Annotated in this window: 17 protein-coding genes; 3 read left to right on the forward strand and 14 right to left on the reverse strand. The window is 53.3% G+C overall.

The window, feature by feature from the left end; translation table 11 throughout:
• Positions 1-2: 2 nt before the first annotated feature.
• Positions 3-2,642, reverse strand: a complete 2,640-nt coding sequence (locus B5D23_RS11880; protein ID WP_078685664.1) for a M16 family metallopeptidase — start codon at positions 2,640-2,642, stop codon at positions 3-5.
• Positions 2,643-2,795: 153 nt separating this feature from the next.
• Positions 2,796-3,065 carry a hypothetical protein gene (locus tag B5D23_RS11885; RefSeq protein WP_078685665.1) on the reverse strand — a complete coding sequence of 90 codons (270 nt, stop codon included), beginning with the start codon at positions 3,063-3,065 and terminating at the stop codon, positions 2,796-2,798.
• Between the two features lie 720 nt (positions 3,066-3,785).
• Between B5D23_RS11885 and B5D23_RS11890 the strand changes: the two genes are divergently transcribed.
• On the forward strand, positions 3,786-4,199 hold the full coding sequence (locus B5D23_RS11890) for a Ros/MucR family transcriptional regulator (RefSeq protein ID WP_078685666.1): 414 nt from the start codon (positions 3,786-3,788) through the stop codon (positions 4,197-4,199).
• A gap of 90 nt (positions 4,200-4,289) precedes the next feature.
• On the opposite strand, the gene B5D23_RS11895 is transcribed toward B5D23_RS11890, so the two are convergent.
• From B5D23_RS11895 to B5D23_RS11905, 3 genes are all read right to left on the reverse strand, one after another.
• A complete protein-coding gene (locus B5D23_RS11895) occupies positions 4,290-4,523 on the reverse strand; it encodes a hypothetical protein (protein WP_078685667.1) in 234 nt (77 codons plus the stop codon).
• Between the two features lie 221 nt (positions 4,524-4,744).
• The gene (locus tag B5D23_RS11900) at positions 4,745-8,230 is read right to left on the reverse strand and encodes a YhaN family protein (RefSeq protein WP_078685668.1); all 3,486 of its coding nucleotides are present in this window, start codon (positions 8,228-8,230) and stop codon (positions 4,745-4,747) included.
• Positions 8,227-9,486: a metallophosphoesterase family protein gene (locus B5D23_RS11905; RefSeq protein WP_159445990.1), complete on the reverse strand. Its 1,260-nt coding sequence runs from the start codon at positions 9,484-9,486 to the stop codon at positions 8,227-8,229. The genes B5D23_RS11900 and B5D23_RS11905 overlap by 4 nt, the downstream gene beginning before the upstream one ends.
• Positions 9,487-9,526: 40 nt before the next feature.
• On the opposite strand from B5D23_RS11905, the gene B5D23_RS15080 reads away from it, so the two are divergent.
• Positions 9,527-9,730, forward strand: coding sequence for a hypothetical protein (locus tag B5D23_RS15080; protein ID WP_159445991.1), 204 nt, complete (start codon positions 9,527-9,529; stop codon positions 9,728-9,730).
• Between the two features lie 231 nt (positions 9,731-9,961).
• Here the strand turns inward: B5D23_RS15080 and B5D23_RS11910 are convergent, their stop codons facing one another.
• The 7 genes from B5D23_RS11910 to B5D23_RS11940 all read right to left on the reverse strand — a co-directional run bounded on the left by B5D23_RS11910 (position 9,962) and on the right by B5D23_RS11940 (position 15,865).
• Complete coding sequence (locus B5D23_RS11910) at positions 9,962-11,089, reverse strand: SO_0444 family Cu/Zn efflux transporter (protein ID WP_078685670.1); 1,128 nt, start codon at positions 11,087-11,089, stop codon at positions 9,962-9,964.
• Entirely contained in the window at positions 11,077-11,472 is a 396-nt protein-coding gene (locus B5D23_RS11915) for an ArsR/SmtB family transcription factor (protein ID WP_078685671.1), read from the reverse strand. Before B5D23_RS11915 ends, B5D23_RS11910 begins: the two co-directional genes overlap by 13 nt.
• Positions 11,473-12,081: 609 nt before the next feature.
• Positions 12,082-13,785, reverse strand: a complete 1,704-nt coding sequence (locus B5D23_RS11920) for a glutamine--tRNA ligase/YqeY domain fusion protein (protein WP_078685672.1) — start codon at positions 13,783-13,785, stop codon at positions 12,082-12,084.
• A gap of 273 nt (positions 13,786-14,058) precedes the next feature.
• Positions 14,059-14,952 carry a DMT family transporter gene (locus B5D23_RS11925; RefSeq protein ID WP_078685673.1) on the reverse strand — a complete coding sequence of 298 codons (894 nt, stop codon included), beginning with the start codon at positions 14,950-14,952 and terminating at the stop codon, positions 14,059-14,061.
• A gap of 60 nt (positions 14,953-15,012) precedes the next feature.
• Positions 15,013-15,198, reverse strand: coding sequence for a hypothetical protein (locus B5D23_RS11930; RefSeq protein WP_078685674.1), 186 nt, complete (start codon positions 15,196-15,198; stop codon positions 15,013-15,015).
• 82 nt (positions 15,199-15,280) lie between these two features.
• The gene (locus B5D23_RS11935; RefSeq protein WP_078685675.1) at positions 15,281-15,676 is read right to left on the reverse strand and encodes a hypothetical protein; all 396 of its coding nucleotides are present in this window, start codon (positions 15,674-15,676) and stop codon (positions 15,281-15,283) included.
• Between the two features lie 6 nt (positions 15,677-15,682).
• Positions 15,683-15,865 (reverse strand): hypothetical protein, encoded by a 183-nt coding sequence (locus tag B5D23_RS11940; protein WP_078685676.1) that lies wholly within the window; start codon positions 15,863-15,865, stop codon positions 15,683-15,685.
• A gap of 263 nt (positions 15,866-16,128) precedes the next feature.
• On the opposite strand from B5D23_RS11940, the gene B5D23_RS11945 reads away from it, so the two are divergent.
• On the forward strand, positions 16,129-18,366 hold the full coding sequence (locus B5D23_RS11945; RefSeq protein ID WP_078685677.1) for a sensor domain-containing diguanylate cyclase: 2,238 nt from the start codon (positions 16,129-16,131) through the stop codon (positions 18,364-18,366).
• 546 nt (positions 18,367-18,912) lie between these two features.
• Here the strand turns inward: B5D23_RS11945 and epsC are convergent.
• Together epsC and cysK are read right to left on the reverse strand one after the other, a co-directional pair.
• Positions 18,913-19,794, reverse strand: coding sequence for a serine O-acetyltransferase EpsC (gene epsC, locus B5D23_RS11955; protein WP_078685679.1), 882 nt, complete (start codon positions 19,792-19,794; stop codon positions 18,913-18,915).
• A gap of 18 nt (positions 19,795-19,812) precedes the next feature.
• Complete coding sequence (gene cysK, locus B5D23_RS11960; protein WP_078685680.1) at positions 19,813-20,742, reverse strand: cysteine synthase A; 930 nt, start codon at positions 20,740-20,742, stop codon at positions 19,813-19,815.
• Positions 20,743-20,752 lie beyond the last annotated feature (10 nt).

Genomic DNA, 20,752 nt, shown 5'->3' on the forward strand with positions numbered 1-20,752 from the left:
TGTTATGGCTCCACAGTCAGTGTGTAGGCTTTGTCCCAGACCAGATACTTTTCTGCGAGCTTTTTGAGGTCGGCAGGAGTGATCTCCTTGGCCTTTTCAATCAGTTCGCGGTTGTAGTTCAGGTCCCGGTTGCGCAGCTGGAGAGAGGCGGCTTCTACCGCACGGGAAGCCAGAGACTGGTGTCCGCGATAGTATTCGCCAACCAGCAGGCTCTTGGAACGCTCCACGATTTCGTCGGGAAGCTGCTCGCTTCGCAGGCGTTTGACCATGTCTTCAAAGCCCTTGAGAGCTTCGGGAACACGATCAGGGTAGGTGCCGATGTAGAAGCTCAGGAATCCACTGTTGGGCACCTGCCAGTCAAAGGCTGTTACGGTGTAGCCCAGTCCCTGCTTGTCGCGCAGTTCGCGGAAAAGCAGTCCGCCCTGACCCGCGAGGCTCTGACGCAGAAGGTAGAGTCCCGGGGTGTCTGGATCATCAGAACCCGGAATAGGGAAGACGACCATCAGGTGAGACTGGTTCCTGTCTTCGAGCTTGAGTTTAAGCTCTTTTTTGCTGTTCCACTTTGGTTTGGCGTCTTCAAGGGCAGAGGACTTGTCTGCCTTGGCGATGCGCTTTGCCATGTCCACGATTGCGTCACGGTCATAGGTACCGCATACGGCCATGACCCACGGCTGTTTTTTCTGCTTGGCAAGGAAGCTTTTCATGTCGCCGGCATTGAAATCATCAATGCGGCTTTCCATGCCCAGATGGTAGTAACCAAAGCTGCTGTCCGCGTAGAGGAACGGGAAGATGTGACGGAAAGCAAGCCCAAGAGGCTGATCTTCCGCACGTTTAATGTCTGTTTTCTGGTCCGTGATCGCTCTGGAAATTTCTTCACTCTTGAACGCTGGAGTTTCCAGGATGTCCATGAAAACAGGAAGAATGTCTTTCTCAAAGCGAATCGGATAGCGGGCCGAGATGGAGAAACTTGTGCGCCCGGAGTTGACGTTGATGCTTGAGGCGCGGTCGGCAACGTAGTCCTGCAATTCCGTGGAGGACATTTCTGCGGTGCCGCGAGCCATTGCATTTGCCGTCAGAGTCGCCAGACCCTGTTCCTTGGGTGAAAGCAGGGTGTCGCCACCCTTGTAGACCAGATTGACCGAGGCATAGGGCAGGGTGTGGTCAGGAAGCAGGATGAGCGTTTGGTTGTCACCAAGCTTGATGCTTTCTGGCTTTTTTGCCTTTTCTGCCTTGGCCGCAGCTTTTTTCTGCTCGGCTGTTGCCACTGGCCATGCTTTTTTTACGGAGTCCTTGATTTCTTTTGCGACCTTGTCCGCGTTTTTCATGTCGTCAGGAAGCTGCACGGAGACGCTCAGCGAGTCTGGCGTGAAGTACTTGTCCTGAAGCTTTTGCATCTCGTCCGGTGTGACCGTATTGATGCGGGACACGTAATGCTTTTCAGCATCGAGACCATTTTCGAAGAACTGGAAATACCCCAGCTTGGAGGTCAGGCCGCCAATGGTTTCCTTGCTGGCGTACAGGCCGTCTTCCGTGTTGACGATTGCTCGGTCAAGTTCCGCCTTGGTGAAGGAGCTTGCCTTGAATGTCGTGAGGTATTTTTGGAATTTGGGCCAGAATTCATCGAATTTGGCCGGGTCCACGACTGCGGAGATGTAGAGTATGCCAACCTGAGCCAGAGGCATAACGGCGGTGCCAATGCTGTCGACAAGTCCTGATTCGTACTTGAACTTGCGGTAGAGTCGGGAGCTACTCCCTCCACCCAGAATCTCTGTGAGGAGTTCAAGGCCCGGAACATCATCGGAATGACGATCTGAGACAGGAAGAGCCATCAGCACATAGATTTTATTCCATGGGCCTTGTTCCACATCGACCTGCGGGCCGCCATGCGATGGCAGAGGCAGAGGTTTCTTGGGCGTGAGGACTCGATCATTTTTCAGATCACCAAAATATTTTTCGCTCAGTTCCAGTGCGTTATCCGGGGAGATATTGCCGCAGAGGACGAGCAGCATGGACTGAGGCTGATAAAAGGTCGCGATGTAGTCCTTGATGTCCTCGCTGGTAAACGCATTAATCCTCTCGCGGTAGCCAATGGGAGACCACTGGTAGGAGGTCCCGTTGTACATGTGGTTGAGGATGGACTTGAACTGGCGACCTGTGGGGCTGTCTTCGCCTCGCTCCAGCTCTGCAATGATGACTTTTTTTTCGCTCTCCAGCTCCTTGGGGTCGATCTTTGCCCCAAAAATCATGTCCTGAAGAACATCCATGCCCAGTTCCAGTTTGTCGGCGGGCAGGTCCAGTTTATACACGGTGCTGTCGAAACTCGTGGATGCATTAAGGTAGCCGCCTGCGCTTTCGATGTCTTTTGCAACATCACCGGGCTGGCGCTTCTTTGTCCCCTTAAAGACCATATGCTCCAAAACATGGCTGATGCCAGCCTGCTTTGGGGTTTCGTATGCAGAACCTGCACGGACGTACAAACGCAGTGACACAAGCGGAAAACGTTCGTCCTGCTGAATGAGTACGTGGAGACCGTTCGGGAGGGTCTTGAGTATTGGTGCGTGTTCTGCCGCTGCCGCACCACTAAGGCTAATGCTGGCACTCATACAGAGCGCCCCCAAAAAAAACAGTAGTTTGCGAAACATGCTTCACTCCTTCGCTCTCCTTTTTCCTCGTAATAGAAATTCCTTAGTGGGGCAGTGTTGCCCTGTGCAACAAGAGATACCTGTAAGGGCAGGAAAAGGCACGCTCAAAAGCATGCCCTTTTTGCGGTGGAAAAAGGAAGAGGAGTTGCCCGGTTAGACGATGCAGGAGCCGCCACCGAGGCAATAGTTTTTGATGAATGTCCCAATCTGCATTCCAAGATGCACACACTTTTTGCCTTCAAGACAGTCCGTTGCTTCCTGGTCGCTGATGTGTGTCCGAAGCTCGTCAGCATCTTTTCTGATGGTTACGAGCCAGTCACCCCCATCTACCTCTTGCTCTACGTGAAGCGTAACACCATGTGACTCAGCTTCGGGGTAAAGGCTTTGTATCATTTTAAGGAGTTGGGCCTGTTTCTCTTCCATGTGCTGCCTCCAGTCTGCTGAAATGTTAAGACTTAGATGGAAAAAGAAGTTTAGCACACCGATACAAATGCGGCAATCAGGATGGCTGTCTTTAGTGCTGCGTTGGAGCACATGCGAAAAGACTGCAAATGTACAGAATTTGCACAAGTTTACTTTGAAAGAAAAGTGTGTGGATGAGTATGGAAAAGGAAGGAAGATGGACAATGCTCCCCCCGCCAAAGCGGGGGGACATTTTCTCTCTTTCCCGTGGAGGGGAGTCAAGTCCGTACACAGTTGCACCAAATGATGCCCGTGTATGAAAAAAATCGATGAAAAAAATGGACTCGACTTGCCCCCTTATAGAGGCATTCTAGCGGCTTGTAAATCAGAAGCACGGAGAAATTCCCCTCTCTCTCTGTGTCTCTTTTCACCTTGTTTTGTGTTGTGTGTCTTATGAGTATCTTTTCCTGATAGTCCGAGAAGCCTTGTCGCATAATGAATTGCGCTAAAAATTTGTCTTTCTTATTTAAAGACGCTGATTATGCAGTTGTTGTCACTGTTAAATGTTTATTTCGTCTGTAGTGAGCGGGCGCTTTTCTTTTGAAAGTGCCTTGATTAGATAATCTAAATATGAGACATATACGTAATCATTGGTGAGGTATGGTGTTTATGTGGTGATGTGGGAACGGTCTTCTTCGCAATGTGGGTTTTTTGCGAAGCAGACGAAAAAGGAGACGTTATATGGACGATTATCTGAAAGAAGCGCTAGAGATTGTCAAAGCTCAGGCTAGTGTGAGAACCCTGACAGAAGATGAAATTACATCGATGGTGAGGAAACTCTCCGAAGGTATTCGGCAGTTCGCAGAAGGAAAGCCTGAACCAGAGGAAGCTCCCGTTCCGCCTGTTGACCCCAAAAAGGCCATCCGTGAAAAATCCATTATCAATCTCGAAGACGGCAAGCCATATAAGATTTTGACGAAAAAAAACCTTGCTAAATACGGCATTACTCCAGATGAGTATCGTGAAAAGTGGGGCTACAAGAAAGGTACTCCCCTTATCTGCAAGGCCCTTCAGAGAGAACGCCGTAAGAAAATGAAAGACATGAAGCTTTGGGAAAAACGCAAGGAAGCACGAAAGAAAAAAGCAGAGAAATAATTCTCTCTTTGTTTGAATGGGGATTGAGGTGCGGGCATGGTCTTTTTTTGGGGGCCAGCCCCCAAACCCCCGCGTAAGGGAATGATTCCCTTACGTATCCTCATCGAGTTTAAAAGCCGTGCAAGCTTCGCTTGCACGGCTTTTAAACTTGGGGGAGAAGCCGAAAACAAAGTCTTCCTCCTCTGCGAGTTGCCACCATTTTCTTTCTGAACGCGAGCGTTCAGAAAGAAAGGGGTGAGGCGCAAAGAAAAGAACACACGCCCAGTTAATTAGGCCGAAAAAAAGGGGGCCGGATGAAGGGGAAAGCCAAAGGCATTCACTCATCCGGCCCCCTTTTTTTTCGGGCGAAATCGGGATTCCCAAGGGCCTCGTCCTTGGGCGGGGTCAAGGGGCAGCGCCCCTTGCAGAGCACGAGACAGAGTCTCGTAACCCACCCTCCCGGCGCCCCTTGCAGAGGTGCGGGGACAGAGTCCCCGCCCACCCTAGCGCCCCTTGCAGAGTACGAGACGGAGTCTCGTACCCCACCCACCCCAAAAAACTTGCAGCTAGAGTTCGTGCTGGCGCAAGAGCTGAGGTGAAACGGCGTCCTTAGCGAGTTGGCAAAGGCGCTGATGATGGGTGAAAAAGATGACCTGCGTTTTTTCCGCGAGCTTGGCGAGTTCCTTGAGTGTTGCCTGCGAGCGCTGGTCGTCAAAGTGGACGAGAATATCGTCAACGATGAGTGGGACGGGCGGGTTCTGCTCAAGATAGTGCCAGAGCGCGGCGAGGCGCAGACTGAGAAAGAGCTGATCGCGAGTGCCGTCACTCATGGCGCTGACGTCGAGCAGATCGCCGGAGGCTCGGCGACCGGTGATAACGGGATCGCCGTCGGCGTTGATGTCCGCCTGAACTCCAGAAAATGCAGAGAGGGTGAGGCTCGCAAAAATTTCACTTGCCTTGTTGAGAACAGGTCCCTGATGCGTGCGGCGATATTCTTCGATTTCGTGTTGCAGGATGGACGAGGCGAGACTGAGCTTGATGTAGCGCTCAGCCTGTGCCTGAATCCGGGCGCGAGCCTGCTCAGCTTGCTCGGCAAGCTCGGCAGCCTGCGAGCCACCGTCAAAGGCGCGGCGTTTTTCTTTAAGTCCACCGAGTTCCTGCTCGCAATTGCTGCGCTGTGCTTCAAGCTCGGTGAGCTGATGCCCCAGCTCCAAAAGCTCTGTGTGAAGCTCGTCGTTGTTGGCGGAGAGCACGGCCGCAGTGAATTCGGCGGGATCGTCCGTTCCGCATTTTTCGGAGAACTGCTCTTCGACACCCTTGAGTTCAAGGGTGAGCTGTGCCTTTTGCAGACCTTTTTCAAGCGCCCCCTGGAGCTGCTCGGGCGAATCGACGCGGGCTTCTTCGCAAAATGCAGCTCGCTCGTCTCTCAGCTTCTGCACAGATTCATGACGCTCCTGCATGCTTAGCCCAAGCACTTTGAGCTGCTGAGAGGCATCTTCAATGGTCCGAAGCTGGTGCACAAGCTTCCCAAAATCCTTGAGGACGGCGTCAAAGCCGTTCCCCATATGCTGTGGCTCAGGGAAAAAACGCCGACAAAGCGCGCCAGCGGTGGCCACAAATTCCTTGCGTTGCTCATCCTGAGCAGAAAGCTTTGCCTTTGCATCCTGTAACTCGGCAAGTCGCCGCTCCAGATCTGTGTAATCCTCAAGCGCGGCAATGGCCTGCGCAGGCGTGCTGACAGGAGAAAGCCCAAGATGCGTGAGCGCGTCACTCCACTGTGCCGCGAGCGCCTCGCGCTGCGACTGATCCTCTTTGAGAAGACGCGTCACCTTGCTCTGCTCCTGCTCAAGTTGCTGTATGCTGAGCTGAACGTGTTGCTGCTGATGCTCCCGTTCTTTGTTCTCGTTTAGGAGATTGTGGGCGAGGGAAAGGAGCGTGTCGAGATTGTCTGTGCTTCCCGGCTGAGAGCAGGACTCTACAGAGGAAAAACAGGCGCGAATTTCTTCTTTGAAGCGCGTGGCACGCTCAGAAATGCTTTGCTGAATGCGCAGCTGTTCCTGCACATCAGCATAAAGCTGCGAGAGGTTGCCAAGATGCTTGAGCCAGTCCTGCATCTCTGCGGGAGAGAGCGGGGTAAAGGGGCAGTGCTCCCAGAGGGCATTCCAGGCACGGGCTTCAAGAATCTGCTGATCCTGCTGCTGGGTAAGACGGGCAAGAATTTCTTCTTCCTGCTTGGTCAGCAGGGTGATTTCGCGATCAAGCGCGGCTTTTTGAGACACAAGATCTGCATGCTCAAAGCGGCGGTCTGCCATCTCGTCCGTGCGCAAAAGCTGCTGCTCAAATCCCGAGGCGAGAGGTGTGCTTTCTTCGGGAGAGAGTGGTGCGCTGTGATCGAGCGCAGAGCGGATACGCTGCCAGCTTTGGTCTCGCTCGGTGCGGGCCTGCTGAAGATCGGCACTATCTGGAGTTTTACCTTCCCCCTGTAACTCAGCCAGACGATGCTTCTTGTTGGTAATATTCTCGGTCACCTGATGGAGACGGTCGTTGAGCTTGTCCGATTCTGTGCTGTGCTGCTCCTGAATCTTGTGATGCTGCTGAATCTGCTCCGGGAGTGGAAGGGTGAGCTGGAATAGCTCGGCGGGGTCGCTCCCAGCCCAGAGGGGCAGGCGCTGTAATTCTTCTTCAAAACGCTGCTCTTTGCTTTTCAGGCGAAGCGTGGCGTCCTGATACTGCTGAACCAGATTGCCCTGACAGCTTGCGGCCTCAACACTTGCGGCCAAGGCACCAAGAGAGAAGGGCTGGGGCAGAGCTTTTGCAGACTGGAGCGCCGCATCCCGACGCATGGTGATTTCGTTCAGGTCGCTTTGGGTCTTTTCGATGCGGGCATCAAGCTCGGTAAGCTTTCCTCCCAGCTCGTGAATGCGTACCCGGTCCTGACGATTGGGGCAGAGGGCGCGTGCTTCATCCAGCGATGCAGAACTGCCAAGACGGGAAAGCATCTCCTGCGCACTGCGAGTGCTGTGCTCCTGCTGTGCCGCGAGGCGGGGGCGCTCTTCTTCGGCGGCAACAAGGCGCTGCCTGCGCTCATCAAGATTCAAAATATATTGCGATTCAGCCAAAAGCTCATCCGGAGTATTCACGGCAGAACGCAGAGCGAGAAGCCTGTCCTGTTCTTTGTGCTGCTCGGCAAGGCTCCGTTCCTCGGAGGCGAGGGCAATGCGATTGGTGGCAAGGTTTTCCCGAAAGGCTTCGGAAAGCGAAGGAACTTCGGCAAGAGGCGCAAGCTCAGCGTGCAGGCGCTGGCGGTCCTGTACGGTCTTGAGGGCGGAGCTGATGCGTTCAAGACGATTGCGGTTTTTGCGCAACTCCCGGAGCTTCTCCGTGACACGCTCTTTCTGGGTGCTGATGTCCTGAATCTGCCGCTCAATGTCGAGCACGTCCTGCGGTTTTGTGGACTGCTCCCGAAGCTGTTTCTTCAGGTCGCGGAGAGCCTTGAGCGAGCTGTTGAGCTGTGGGTTTTTGCCGTTGCGCTTGTAGAGGTCTTCCTGATCGTTTTTGAGCTTTTCCACGATGTTTCGCAGGCCAGAAATGCCTGAACCTGCGGCAAAAAGGCTTTGGCCAAGTCCACCACCAGAAAGCAGAAGTTCTTCGCCGCCCTCGGAAAGAGTTTTGAAGTCGAGACCAAACAGCGCACGGAAAGTCTCTGGCGTCAGCCCGCCGAGCATCTCTGCAAAGCGCTCGTCCTGAACTGGAGAGTTTTCTTCATCCAGCAGGCTGTTTTTGCGAGCCTTTTTTCTGGAAAAAATATGGTTCGCTCCGGTTTCGTCCGTAAGCGTCGCCTCAATACGTAGCTTTGTGTTGGGGTGCAGAAAGTTGTCCGTGGTGATGTGCGGAAAGCCAAAAAGGAAATTTTCAATGGCTCGAAGCGCAGAGCTTTTGCCTGCTTCGTTCGGGCCGTATACAACGTGCAGGCCAAAGCTGTCGTGGCTCAGGTCAAGTGCGTGGTCCGTGAAGGGACCGTATGCGAGGAGGTTCAGTTTCTGAAATTTCATGCCTCGGACTCCTTGGCAGAAGCGATGAAGGGAACAAGCAGGTCTTGGACGTCAGCAAGCAGTGCGGCGCGTTCGGCTGGGTCTTCTATGTCTGGGACGGGAATACCTTCGGCCTTGAGCTTGTCGAGCAGGTTTTGCACATCCGGGTTGAGTTCGGGGAGCTGGTCAGCATCCTCGCGCGCGGCTTCAAGCGTTCTGAGCAGTGCGCCTTGCGGGGTTGGAGCATCGCGCAGGGCATCAAGATCAACCGGGGCGTGGGTTTTGAGTTTGACCTTTTCCAGCCAGACCTGCTCAAAGGCCGTGTCCATGACTTTTGCACGCAGGGCATTGAGCAGCGCGTGTTCATCGCGCATGAGTTCGGCATGGGCCGGGCAGGTGCCGGTGATGAAGACACGGACCGCAAGAAGGCGGTCTTCGGCATTGTCGATTTCCGGAAGCAGCATGTCTCCGAGGCGTTCGCAAATTTCGTCACTGTTGGCGGCGTCTGTGGCATCGAGTTCGACCTGTGCCCAGCGCATGACATCCAGCGGGATAAAGCTGTGCGAAACCTCTCCGCTTTCGTCGACGTCGACGCGAACGCAGCCTTTGGCTCCTGTTTCGTGAATGTGGCGTCCCTGTAGGGTGCCGCAAAAAAGCACCGGAGGTTCGGCGTTCAGTTCCTTGTAGTCATGGACGTGACCCAAGGCCCAGTACTGGTAGCCCATGCTTTTGAGATCATGCAGAGTACAGGGCGCGTAGTTGGCGTGACCTTCTGCACCACCAAGAGCAGTATGCAGCAGACCAATGTTGAAGCGGCCGGGAATGGCAGGGGGGTAGTTGCGGACAATGTTTTCCGTAACGGCCTGCTTGGGGAAGCTTTGGCCGTGGACCGTGACGCCCAGCTCCCCAATGTCAAAGGACTCTGGTTTTCGCGATGACAGAACCCGAACATTGTCTGGCAGGTGGAGTTTTTTACTGATGATGCTCTGGGCATCGTGATTGCCGTGGATCATGACCACGCGCGTCCCCGCGTCGCGGAGCCTGACCATCTGTTTCGCAAAAAAGAGTCCTGTCTGGTAGTCCTTCCATTCGCCATCGTACACATCACCAGAGATGACAAGAAGCGGAATGGCTTCGCTAATACTATAGTCGACAAGGTTTTCGAGTGCGCGGCGTGATGCGTTGCGGATAGCGTCCACAGGAGCGCCTTCGTAGCGCTCAAGACCTCGAAGCGGGCTGTCGAGGTGAATGTCTGCGGCGTGAATAAAGCTGAGCATTATGTTTTCCCGGTTTCCGTTGCAGAGACGTGTCCTTGAAATGTGGTACACGAAAAGCGGGCCAGAATCCACATGGAGCCTGCGCCCTTCGTGGCTGGACGCGTGTGCCGGGCGTGAATTTTGGGCAAAAAAAAACAGCGAATCATCGCTGTCTACAGAACAAAAAAGAACCCGCCGTTTCATGCGCTATGCTGGTGCTCCAGCGGTCCTCGGACCAGTCACATGCTGTCAGTCCGGCGGGTAACCTTGCGCGGCAGGGTTCCGAAAGGGCGTCTCAGTACGCCTGTTATGGGCTTTGTCCTCGTGTCGCACATACCCTCCGGTGAAGTTCTTGGTCCTTGTATGCTATCAGGATTGCTCCTGTCGTACATCTATAACTAAGACCTCTTTTCCCGATGTCAATTATTCCCTGCAAAAAAAGATGCTGGACGAAAAAAAGACGGGAACTCCCTGGAGAGTCCCCGTCCGAACGTGCTTAGTGTACATGTTTTTTTCTGAGGCTTCGGAACACAAGAGCTAGAAGTACAACAACGCAGACAATACTGAATGGCGTGACTTCATCGATATGTGTTTCGCGCACCCACGAGGTTATGTCCATTCCCAGTGATGCGTAAATTTTGTTGGTGAGCCAGCCAAGTCCCAGTGAGCATATGGCAATGGACCCAAGGTAAATACTGACGGCTTTTTTGCCGAGCACTCGCGAGACAACAGCGATAGTTGCGGCATTTGTTGCAGGCCCCGCCAGCAGGAAGACGAGTGCTGCTCCCGGTGACAGGCCTTTGAGTGCAAGTGACGCTGCGATGGGAGTGGACGCAGTGGCGCAGACATAGAGTGGAACGCCAAAGACGAGCATGACAAGCAGAGATGTCCATTCGCCGCCGAGCATTTCTGTAAAGAAGCCATCAGGAATAAGTGCTCCAATCAGGCCCGCGACGAGGATGCCGCCCAGCAGCCAAACGCCGATATCAGAGAGCATTTCGCCAAATGCGAATTCCATTCCCCCCTTAAAGCGTTTGGCGAGCGGTGTGCTTTTCATCTCTTCGGTGGTGCTATGGCAGCCGCAGCCAGAGCTGCATCCGCATCCTGCGTCAGAATCGGAGCACGAGCAGTTGTCGTGGCTGTCATGGGTATGGGGCGCAGGCTTTTCCGCCATTGGGAAAATAGTTTCAAAGGCTGGCGCCTCGCTCTTTTTTTCCGGGATGACATTCGCAAGCAGGCCTGCGACAGAGGCTGTCACAAAGGCTGCCAGCGGACGCATAATGGTCATGACAGGGTCAAGCAGTGCCCATGTTACCGCGATGGAATCGGCCCCGGTTTCTGGCGTTGAAATCAGGAACGCCGTTGTTGCACCTCGGCTTGCACCCTGTTTTCTGAGTCCCGTTGCTGCGGGGATAACACCACAGGAGCACAGCGGAAGCGGAACGCCAAGTATCGAAGCCTTGAACACTGAACTCCAGGATTCTTTGCCAAGGTGGCGCACAACAAAGTCGTCAGGGACAAAGGTCTTTACCAGCGCCGCAACAAAGAATCCGAGCAGGACGTATGGCGCGGATTCGTTCAGTATTACCCAGGTGTCATGAGCAAATGTTGTTAGAAAAGCCATTCAGAGTCATTCCTCCGTGTCGTGCTGTTGCGCTCTTCCATGACATGGGACAGGCCCTGGTCAAAGAGGTGGCGTACGTGGTTATCATCAAGTGTATAGAAAACGGATTTACCCGCCCTTCTGTTTTTTATGAGCTTGGCGTGTCGCAGCAGGCGGAGCTGGTGAGATACCGCCGACGAACTCATTTCAAGGATGTTTGCGATGTCGCACACGCACAGCTCCTGCACTGAAAGTGCGTACAGGATTCGAGCACGCGTTGGATCGCCCAGTGCCTTGAACAGGTTCGCTAGCCCTTCAAACGTCTCCGCTTCAGGCATTTTTTTCGCGACGTGCGCCACGACGTCATCGTGTACACAGAATACTTCGCATTCGTCTTTCGACATGTGTTTGTCCTTTGATGAACATGTGAACAGTTGTTCATATGTTCATTATGGAGGGTTTTCTGAACTGTCAAGTCGTGGCTGGCAGGTGAGGAAAATGAGGACTGGATGAGTGGAGATAATTGGGGGCCTGCCCAGCCCGTGAGGGCTGGATGGGTGGGAGAGGGAAGTTGGGGGCCAGCCCCCAAACCCCCGCGTAAGGGAATGATTCCCTTACGTATCCTCATCGAGTTTGAATTCCATCCACGCTTCGCGTGAATGAAATTCAAACTTGGGTGAGAATGGCGTAAAGAAGCTCTTTCTCTTTCCCGTGCGTTGCCACCATTTTCTTTCTGAACGCGAGCGTTCAGAAAGAAAGGGCTGGAGCGCAAAGAAAAAGAACATACGTGCAGTTAATTAGGCCGAAAAAAAGGGGCCGGATGAAGGGGAAAGCCAACGGCTTTCACTCATCCGGCCCCTTTTATTTCGGGCGAAATCGGGATTCCCAAGGGCCTCGTCCTTGGGCGGGGTCAAGGGGCAGCGCCCCTTGCAGGGTTTGGGACGGAGTCCCAATAAAACAACATCACCCGCCCCGCGCCCCTTGCAGAGCTTGGGACCGCGTCCCAATAGTTCTTACTTCTTCATGTTCTTCTGAATGCGAGCCCAGGAGTCACGAAGGCTGGAGGTGCGGTTAAACACGAGGTGATCGGGAGTAGATTCCTTGATGTCGGCGCAGAAGTAGCCTTTGCGTTCGAACTGGCAAACCATACCGGGAGTAAATTCTTTAACGGCAGGCTCGACGCGGCAGTCTGTGAGGACGGTGAGGGAGTCTGGGTTCAGGTTCGAGGTGAAGTCCTGACCTTCTTCGACTTTCATGGGGTCCTCAGCGCTAAAGAGGTGGTCATAAAGGCGGACTTCTGCTGGCAGGGAATGCTTGACGCTGACCCAGTGCAGAGTGCCTTTGACCTTGCGGCCGTCGTTGGACCAGCCGCCCTTTGTTGCGGGGTCGTAGGAGCAGTGAAGCTCAATAACTTCGCCGTTTTCGTCCTTAATGACCTCGTCGCAGGTGATGTAATAGGCAAAACGCAGACGAACTTCCTTGCCGGGTGCAAGACGGAAGAACTTTTTGGGAGCGTCTTCCATGAAGTCGTCACGTTCGATGTAAATTTCGCGAGAGAAGGGGACCTTTCTGGTGCCCATTTCTTCGTTGTCAGGCATGAACGGCATCTCAAAGACGTCTTCCTGATCCTCGGGGTAGTTGGTGATAACGACCTTGAGGGGATTGAGGACGCCGAGAACGCGGGGCGCAGTCTCATTGAGGCTTTCGCGGACGCAGTGCTCCAAAAGGGCGATGTCGACAGTGCTGTCAGCTTTTGAAACGCTGATGCGTTCGCAGAATTCGCGAACTGCTGCGGCGGGATAGCCACGACGGCGGATGCCGCTAATGGTTGGCATGCGCGGGTCGTCCCAGCCAGAGACGTGCTTGTCCTGCACGAGCTGGATGAGCTTGCGCTTGGAGAGCACGGTGTAGTTCAGGTTGAGGCGGGCGAACTCGTACTGATGCGGGCGGGGGGCCAGCTCCAGAGTATCGAGAACCCAGTCATACAGCGGGCGGTTGTTCACGAATTCGAGGGTGCAGACAGAATGCGTAATGCCTTCGATGGCGTCGGAGAGGCAGTGCGCAAAGTCATACATGGGATAAATGCACCATGCATCACCAGTGCGGTGATGGTTGACTTTTCGAATGCGATACAGGGTTGGGTCGCGGAGGACGAGATTGGGGTTCTCCATGTCGATTTTTGCGCGGAGAACGTGGGAACCTTCCTCGAATTCACCAGCACGCATGCGCTCAAAGAGGTCGAGATTTTCTTCGACAGAGCGGTCGCGGTACGGGCTGTTCTTGCCGGGTTTGGTGAGGGTGCCGCGATACTCGCGAATCTCCTCGGCAGACAGCTCGTCTACGTAGGCTTTTCCTTTTTTAATCAGCTCAACAGCAAAGGCGTAGAGCTTCTCGAAATAGTCAGAAGCAAAGAACTGGCGATCAGCCCAGTCGAAGCCGAGCCAGTGGACATCCTGCTTGATGGATTCGACGTATTCGACATCCTCTTTGACGGGGTTTGTGTCGTCAAAGCGCAGGTTGCAGGTGCCATTGTATTCTTGGGCGAGGCCGAAGTTGAGGCAAATGGATTTTGCATGTCCAAGGTGCAGGTAGCCGTTAGGCTCCGGAGGAAAACGTGTTGCGATGTGCTTCACTTTTCCTGCTGCAAGGTCCTCGTCAATGATAGCCCGGATAAAATGCTTAACGCGTCCGGTTTCGTTGTTTTCTGGCTCTGCCATGTTCTTTCCTCTGTATATACAATTCGTTGGCGGGGTTCATACCCCGAAATTTTTATAAAAAGAGTCGCAGGAGCCACGGCATAGCGTGAAAAGAACGTGGCATACTCTGCGAGTAGCTCGTGATACGGAAAATTCAGGAACTGGTCAAACGTGCACGGGGCTGAACGCCTTGTGTACTGGGCTTTTTACCCTGTTTTTTTGCAGGATGAAAAGCCCTTTGATTTTGTGCGATGTCCCGTCATGGTAGCTGAAAAAAGCGACCTGTGCGAGGTGTTAACGTGCCTTGTCTGCTTTTGGCCAAAGCTGGGCAATGAGCATACCTGCGAGCATAAGTGAACAACCGAGAAGTGCTCTGGAGGACAGGGTTTCGCCAAGAATAAGCCAGCCGCCGACGGCAGCAAATACCGCTTCCATGCTGAGGATTGTCGCGGCGTGTGCGGGCGGGGAATCTTTCTGGGCGATGACCTGAAGTGTGAAGGCGACACCCACGGGCATGACACCACCGTAGACAATGGGGAACCAGCCATCGAGAATGCCCTGGATGGGGAGAGTCTCAAAGGCGAGAGCGCAGAAAAGACTGAGCACCGAGCACACCAGAAATTGCCCAAAGGCAAGGCGGATTCCGTCGATTTTTGGGGAAAGCCAGCCGAGTAGCAGAACCTGAATAGCCCAGGCAAAGGCGCTGATAATAATCAGGGCGTCGCTGGTCGCGAGAGTAAAGTCTTTGGTGACAGAAATAAAATAGAGTCCTGCGGCACAGATGAGTGGTCCAAAAAGGCCACCAAAACCGGGGCGAAGACCTACAAAAAGGCCGAGGATGGGGACGAGTGCGACATACAGACCTGTAATAAAGCCTGCTTTTCCTGCGGTGGTGTGGAGCAGACCAATCTGCTGGAGACTGATACCAACAAAAAGGGCCAGCCCCGTGAGGCATGGCGCGAGGAAGATGAATTTTTTATCAACACCCTGACTCAGGACAGGAATGCCTTTTCGGGAGTTGAGCCACAAAAGTGGAGTGAGGGACAAGGCCCCAATGCCAAAGCGCAATGCGCTGTAGGTCATTGGGCCGACGTAATCCATACCGGAGCGCTGGGCAACAAAACCAGAACCCCAGATGGCTGCTGTAAGCAGAAGCAGTATATTGGCTTTCAGAATACGGGTTTGCATGACCGGAGTTGTGTAAGCCGCTTTGTTTCGGAAGGCAATCCCGATTACTGCATTCAGGGGCTATTCCACAACAATCATTCCGTCCTGAAAAATGTGAATAGAATAGCGGCTGGAGCAGCTCAAGCAGATGTCTGAGTAGCGCTTGCAGGCAACAAATGGAACCGCAAGCTTTTCTCCACAGACAGGGCAGCGAACCTCAATGCTGTCTCCACTGGACTGGTAGTTTTCTGGTGTCATAATCGTCATGTTTTTTTCTCCTTTATTTTCGTTAAAGAAGGTATGCCCGGCCTGTATTGTCGGCTGAGGGCGTTCTGGTGACGATTTCGAGTCAGCGTGCAAACGAGGTGCGTGCGAGGCTTTTTTGGTGGTCTACTCGAGAAAATTCAAAATTTGCGAGTGCCTGGGTCAGTTGCATCAGGCTGTCAAAAGGCAATGTGAGTGATGTAATGCCGTCTGAGAGGCGGCATGTGTCTCCTCGGCGGTCTATGAAATACGCTCGGTAGCTTTTGTCTTTTGCTCCGATGGAAAGGATGGAAATAGCATGAGCACCACCGCTGGTGCGAAAGATTTTCTGGGAAGTGAAGGTCTGGGTCTTTTCATCGTATGACGATGCCTTGGCAAAGAGGATGCCAGAGAAACTCAGGTCGGGACCGACTGAGCTTTTGAGTGTGATGTGACTCTGCTTTGCGGTGTGCTCCTTTGAGTGCACAAGTTTGAGTGGCATAAAACCTCAACGGGGCAGGGTGAACTGCTCCTGTCCTGTTTTTTTGACCTGTTGGGAAAATTCCCTGTCGACAAGCTCAATAAAGTATTCCGTCATGTTCATGTCGCTCAGAGCTGCGAGAATACGCATTTTTTTGTGTATTTCGTGAGGGATGCGCAAGGTGAGCTGTTTTTTGTCGTGCTGTGTCATATCTCTCCCGTGTAAGCCTCTGCTCGCTGTCATCTCTGTGTGCATATAAAGCTGAGTATAAAATATCACAGTATAAATATTTGTGTAAAGTGACAGCTAAGCTGTCTCAAGGCAGAGGGAACTTCACGCAATATCATGACAAATTATATGGAATATGTAGGCGAGAGAGGAGTAAGCCGTTGACTTTTAAAAGAGCGAAGTTCATCCTTTAAAACAGGGGTTCCGTTTTTTTTATTGTAAATGCAGCAGGGTTGGGGTTCTCTATGACTGACTCCCATCAAAAAAAAGATACAGCACAAGATCAAGACCACGGGCCATTCACGTTGCTGGTCGAGCATTACCCGTGGCTTTTTGTCCTCATGGGAGTTCTGCTCGTTGTTGCGACGCTGATTCTTGGCTGGGTCGATGTGTCGCTCATGAAGCAGCAAATTCACGACCGGGAAACTGCCCGGCTTGAAGACGCTGCGGATGGTGTGACTGCTCAGATTAATGATACTGTTTCTGATGTGCTTTTTTTGAAGTACGTTGCCCAGACTGCTCTCGTAAGAGATCAGTCCGGAGCGCTGGCGTTTAATTATGAGCCGCTTCTTAGGCACTTCCTCGACTTTTCTCGTGTGAATACCCGCTACGATCAAATTCGTATTTTGAGCCTCACAGGGCAGGAAGTCATTCGGGTGAATTCTGCGAAAGGTATTTCGCGTGCTGTTCCGCCTCACGAGTTACAGGACAAAAGCTCCCGCTATTATTTCCAGTATTCAAAGCTCTTGAAGAATAACGGACTCTTTTTCTCCCCAGTAGATTTTAACGTTGAGTTTGGAGGAATTGAGGTCCCGTTTAAGCCTGTTTTTCGGCTCATTGTTCCCATTGTCGGCAAGAACGGTACTCGTGCGGGCTATCTCGCGGTAAACGTTTTTGCTTCGGAGATTTACAAAGAAATTTCTGCAAGAAGTGGGAACTATCTCGGCGAACTCTGCATGCTCAATGACAAGGGCGACTGGCTCTATGGAGCTGGGCATTCGCACCAGTGGATGGCTCATGCTCAGGATCCGGGGAAGTCTCATCAGACTTTTGCGCAGCAGTATCCCGAGGTCTGGGAGCACATTCAGGACCGCAAGGCCGGGCACTTCATTGGAGCTGATGCGTTTATCACGTTTCAGACAATTGACCCCAGAAAAGATATTTTGATGCAGCTTGAGAAGGTCGCAACTGCCCGCAACATCGAAGTGCTCGGCGTCAAAGGGCATCAGCATCGTTGGTATCTTCTCTCTGTCCTTTCCGAGAATGAAGAAAATTCTCTCTTACGGAAAGTTCACAGGTCTTACGTCCTTGCCGTTATTATGGTGATTGTCATTGTTGGAATCGCATCTCTCGTCACCGCTCAGGTGAACCGGAAGCGTATCGCTTTTCGGGAGCGTTTGCGTGATTCCAACAAAGTGCTTCAGGATACGTTGGACACCCTCAACACGCGTGTTGCCGCCACTGAGCGTTTAGCTAATTTCATGGATTCGCTTCGCGTCGTCGAGCACGAGCATCAGGTTTTTGAGCATATCCCAAAGATTGCCAAGGATCTTTTCCCAGGCACCTCCGGCTGTGTGCATCTCCTGAACCCTTCGTCTCAGCTTTTTGAGTGTGTGAGCGTCTGGGGAGAAGAGAAATGTCAGCAGGATTTGTATGAGAAAGATTCCTGCCGCGCTATACAGAGTGGCTCGCCTTATGTGGTTTCTCGGCTTGCCACTCCGTCCGGGATTTGCAGCCATTTTCAGCGTGCACCCAAGTATGGGTACATCTGTTTGCCGCTCATTGCCTCGGGGGAGACCCTTGGGGGGGTGACTATTGAATTGAGTCCCCGCACAGAGCTGATGTCAGATTTGGAGTTACAGCGATACATTGACGAAGTGCGCATTCGATTCACTATTGTTGCCCGTCATACCGCCCTCACTGTGTCCAACTTACGCATGGCAGACTCTCTGCGGGAGCAGGCCATTCGGGACCCTTTGACAGGTCTTTTCAACCGTCGGCACATGGAAGCGTCTCTTATCCGTGAGTTTAGCCGCGCACAGCGGCATGGCGACCCCCTCGGCATTATGCTTCTCGATGTCGACCATTTTAAGTTTTTTAACGATACCTATGGGCATGAGCTTGGGGATGAGGTGCTTCGGAAGCTCGGCGAAACGCTTCGTACCTTTTGTCGGCGCGAAGATATTGCCTGCCGATTTGGCGGTGAGGAATTTGTCCTGATCCTCCCCGGTGCCTCTCTTGATGCTACCGCTCGGCGCGCTGAAGAATTGCGCGGTCTCGTCGAGCATCGGATGCATGTTCGCAGTGCCAATCAGCGGCTTCAAGTGAAAATTTCCATTGGCGTCAGTGGCTACCCCTGTTGTGCCCACGACGAAGAGCATCTTATCGCTACTGCCGACGCTGCCCTCTATGAAGCAAAGCAGAATGGTCGCAATCGCGTCGAGATTGCTGTGTCTGTGGCTGAGGCAGAGGAAGAGGAATAAGTTGAGGCCGGTGGGTGGAGAAGATTGGGGGCCAGCCCCAGCGCTGTAGCGCTGGATGGATGGATGGGGGGGGAAGATTGGGGGCCAGCCCCCAAACCCCCGCGTAAGGGAATGATTCCCTTACGTATCCTCAGCGAGTTTGAATTCCCTCCACGCTTCGCGTGAATGAAATTCAAACTTGGGTGAGAAAACGAAAAGAAAGTCGTTCTCTTTCCCGTGCGTTGCCACCATTTTCTTTCTGAACGCGAGCGTTCAGAAAGAAAAGAAGTGCGCTCTGGGAAAGGCAAAAGAACACGCAATCGGGAAACGCCACTAGGCCAAAATTAAGGGCCGGATGTAAGGGAAAGCCAACGGCTTTCACACATCCGGCCCTTAATTTTGGGCGATAGCGGGATTCCCAAGGGCCTCGTCCTTGGGCGGGGTCAAGGGGCAGCGCCCCTTGCAGAGCACGAGACAGAGTCTCGTAACCCACCCTCCCGGCGCCCTTGCCGGGTTTGAGGCAGCGCCCCAATAAAAAAAAGCCCCCCGAAGCGGGGGGCTTGAAGCCTAGTGATTGTCGGCGGGGTTCTGAAGAACCCTGGAGCCGGGAGCGACGTCTCTGGTGAGCCAGACGTTACCGCCGATGACGGCGTCCTTACCGATGGTGACGCGTCCGAGGATGGTTGCGCCAGAGTAGATAATGACGTTGTCTTCGACGATGGGGTGCCGGGCGATGCCTTTAACGAGGACGCCTTCTTCGTCTTTGGGGAAGCTTTTTGCACCGAGTGTAACGCCCTGATAGAGGCGGACGTTGTTTCCGATGATGCAGGTTTCTCCGATGACGGTACCGGTACCGTGGTCGATAAAGAAGTGCTCGCCGATGGTTGCACCGGGGTGAATATCGATACCTGTGACGGAGTGTGCCATTTCTGTGATGATTCTGGGAATCAGTTTAACGCCAAGATTCTGGAGCTGGTGAGCAATGCGATAATTGGTCACAGCGGTAATGCTTGGGTAGCAGAAAATGGTTTCACCGGGACCGACGGCAGCGGGGTCGCCTTCGAAGGCGGCCATAACGTCAGTCACGAGCAGGCGACGAAGTTCTGGGAGGGAATCGATGAAGCGTCGACAGATGTCTTGGGCTTCCTGTTCACAGGCATCACAGTCCATGTCATCGAGCGTACAGAGAAAACAGTGTCCTCTGTTGATCTGCTCGGTAAGAAGTCGGTGAATTTTGTCCAAGTTGGTGCCGATGTGATAGCGCATGGTTCCGGGTTCGATTTCGGCGTGGCCGAAATAGCCGGGAAAGAGGACAGCGCGGAGTCGGCTGACAATCTCGGACAGGGTCTCGACCGAAGGCATGGGGGCGTGACGCTTTGAGCTGTGATATACGCCCTCATAGGAGCTCGGTATGCAGAGCTGGTCAATGACATTGTCCATGAAGCCCATGAATTCCTCTCTTTTCACCTAGCTGTCCTGAGTGAACAGCGCGGTGCTCAGATACCGTTCACCGGTATCGGGGATAATAGTGACAATAAGTTTGTCGGCGTTTTCTGGCCGACGGGCCTGTTCCACGGAGGCAGCAACGGCTGCACCCGCGGATATTCCACATAAGATGCCTTCTTGGTGCATGAGTTTTCGGGCCATGGCAAGTGCGTCCTCAGTCTCGATTTTTGTGACTTCGTCAATGATGTCGACATCGAGGTTTTTGGGGACAAAGCCAGCACCGATGCCCTGAATGCCGTGAGGGCCTGCGGCTCCGCCACTTATGACGGGAGAGTCGGAGGGTTCAACGGCAACGATGCGCACAGAAGGGATGTGCTTTTTCAAAGTTTTCCCGGTTCCGGAGAGCGTGCCTCCGGTGCCGACGCCAGCCACGAAAATGTCGACGGACTCGTCGGTATCCGCAAGGATTTCGTGAGCCGTAGTGCATTCATGAATGGCTGGGTTAGCCGGGTTATCAAACTGAAGCGGAATGAACGAGCCGGGAATTTCTGCGGCGAGGCGGTGCGCTTCTTCAATAGCGCTGCTCATACCACCAGAGGCCTTGGTGAGCACGATTTCTGCGCCAAAGCCTGCGAGAAGCTTCCGACGTTCAATGCTCATGCTTTCTGGCATGGTGAGAATGAGTTTGTAGCCACGAACGGCACACATGCAGGCAAGACCGATTCCGGTGTTGCCGCTTGTTGGCTCAATAATGGTGGCACCGGGGCCAATTTTCCCCTGCTGTTCGGCAGTCAAAATCATATTGACCCCGATTCGGTCTTTGACCGAGCCGCAGGGGTTGAAAAATTCCAGCTTTGCAGCAACCCGCGCAACACAGCCCTCTGTCACCTTGTTGAGAAAGACGAGAGGGGTGTTGCCCACGAGTTCTGTCACGTCATTCGCGATCTTCATGAGCTGAGTA

The organism is Desulfobaculum bizertense DSM 18034 (assembly GCF_900167065.1).
In the GTDB taxonomy this organism is placed as follows: domain Bacteria; phylum Desulfobacterota; class Desulfovibrionia; order Desulfovibrionales; family Desulfovibrionaceae; genus Desulfobaculum; species Desulfobaculum bizertense.

Excerpts from the sequence above, each read along its gene's own strand:
- B5D23_RS11890 (WP_078685666.1), top strand. The coding sequence starts at position 3,786 with ATGGACGATTATCTGAAAGAAGCGCTAGAGATTGTCAAAGCTCAGGCT.
- cysK (WP_078685680.1), bottom strand. The coding sequence starts at position 20,742 with ATGAAGATCGCGAATGACGTGACAGAACTCGTGGGCAACACCCCTCTC.
- B5D23_RS11900 (WP_078685668.1), bottom strand. The coding sequence starts at position 8,230 with ATGAAATTTCAGAAACTGAACCTCCTCGCATACGGTCCCTTCACGGAC.
- B5D23_RS11925 (WP_078685673.1), bottom strand. The coding sequence starts at position 14,952 with ATGCAAACCCGTATTCTGAAAGCCAATATACTGCTTCTGCTTACAGCA.
- epsC (WP_078685679.1), bottom strand. The coding sequence starts at position 19,794 with ATGGGCTTCATGGACAATGTCATTGACCAGCTCTGCATACCGAGCTCC.
- B5D23_RS11915 (WP_078685671.1), bottom strand. The coding sequence starts at position 11,472 with ATGTCGAAAGACGAATGCGAAGTATTCTGTGTACACGATGACGTCGTG.
- B5D23_RS15080 (WP_159445991.1), top strand. The coding sequence starts at position 9,527 with ATGTGGTACACGAAAAGCGGGCCAGAATCCACATGGAGCCTGCGCCCT.
- B5D23_RS11940 (WP_078685676.1), bottom strand. The coding sequence starts at position 15,865 with ATGACACAGCACGACAAAAAACAGCTCACCTTGCGCATCCCTCACGAA.
- B5D23_RS11935 (WP_078685675.1), bottom strand. The coding sequence starts at position 15,676 with ATGCCACTCAAACTTGTGCACTCAAAGGAGCACACCGCAAAGCAGAGT.
- B5D23_RS11895 (WP_078685667.1), bottom strand. The coding sequence starts at position 4,523 with ATGAGTGAATGCCTTTGGCTTTCCCCTTCATCCGGCCCCCTTTTTTTC.
- B5D23_RS11885 (WP_078685665.1), bottom strand. The coding sequence starts at position 3,065 with ATGGAAGAGAAACAGGCCCAACTCCTTAAAATGATACAAAGCCTTTAC.
- B5D23_RS11945 (WP_078685677.1), top strand. The coding sequence starts at position 16,129 with ATGACTGACTCCCATCAAAAAAAAGATACAGCACAAGATCAAGACCAC.
- B5D23_RS11880 (WP_078685664.1), bottom strand. The coding sequence starts at position 2,642 with ATGTTTCGCAAACTACTGTTTTTTTTGGGGGCGCTCTGTATGAGTGCC.
- B5D23_RS11910 (WP_078685670.1), bottom strand. The coding sequence starts at position 11,089 with ATGGCTTTTCTAACAACATTTGCTCATGACACCTGGGTAATACTGAAC.
- B5D23_RS11920 (WP_078685672.1), bottom strand. The coding sequence starts at position 13,785 with ATGGCAGAGCCAGAAAACAACGAAACCGGACGCGTTAAGCATTTTATC.
- B5D23_RS11905 (WP_159445990.1), bottom strand. The coding sequence starts at position 9,486 with ATGCTCAGCTTTATTCACGCCGCAGACATTCACCTCGACAGCCCGCTT.
- B5D23_RS11930 (WP_078685674.1), bottom strand. The coding sequence starts at position 15,198 with ATGACGATTATGACACCAGAAAACTACCAGTCCAGTGGAGACAGCATT.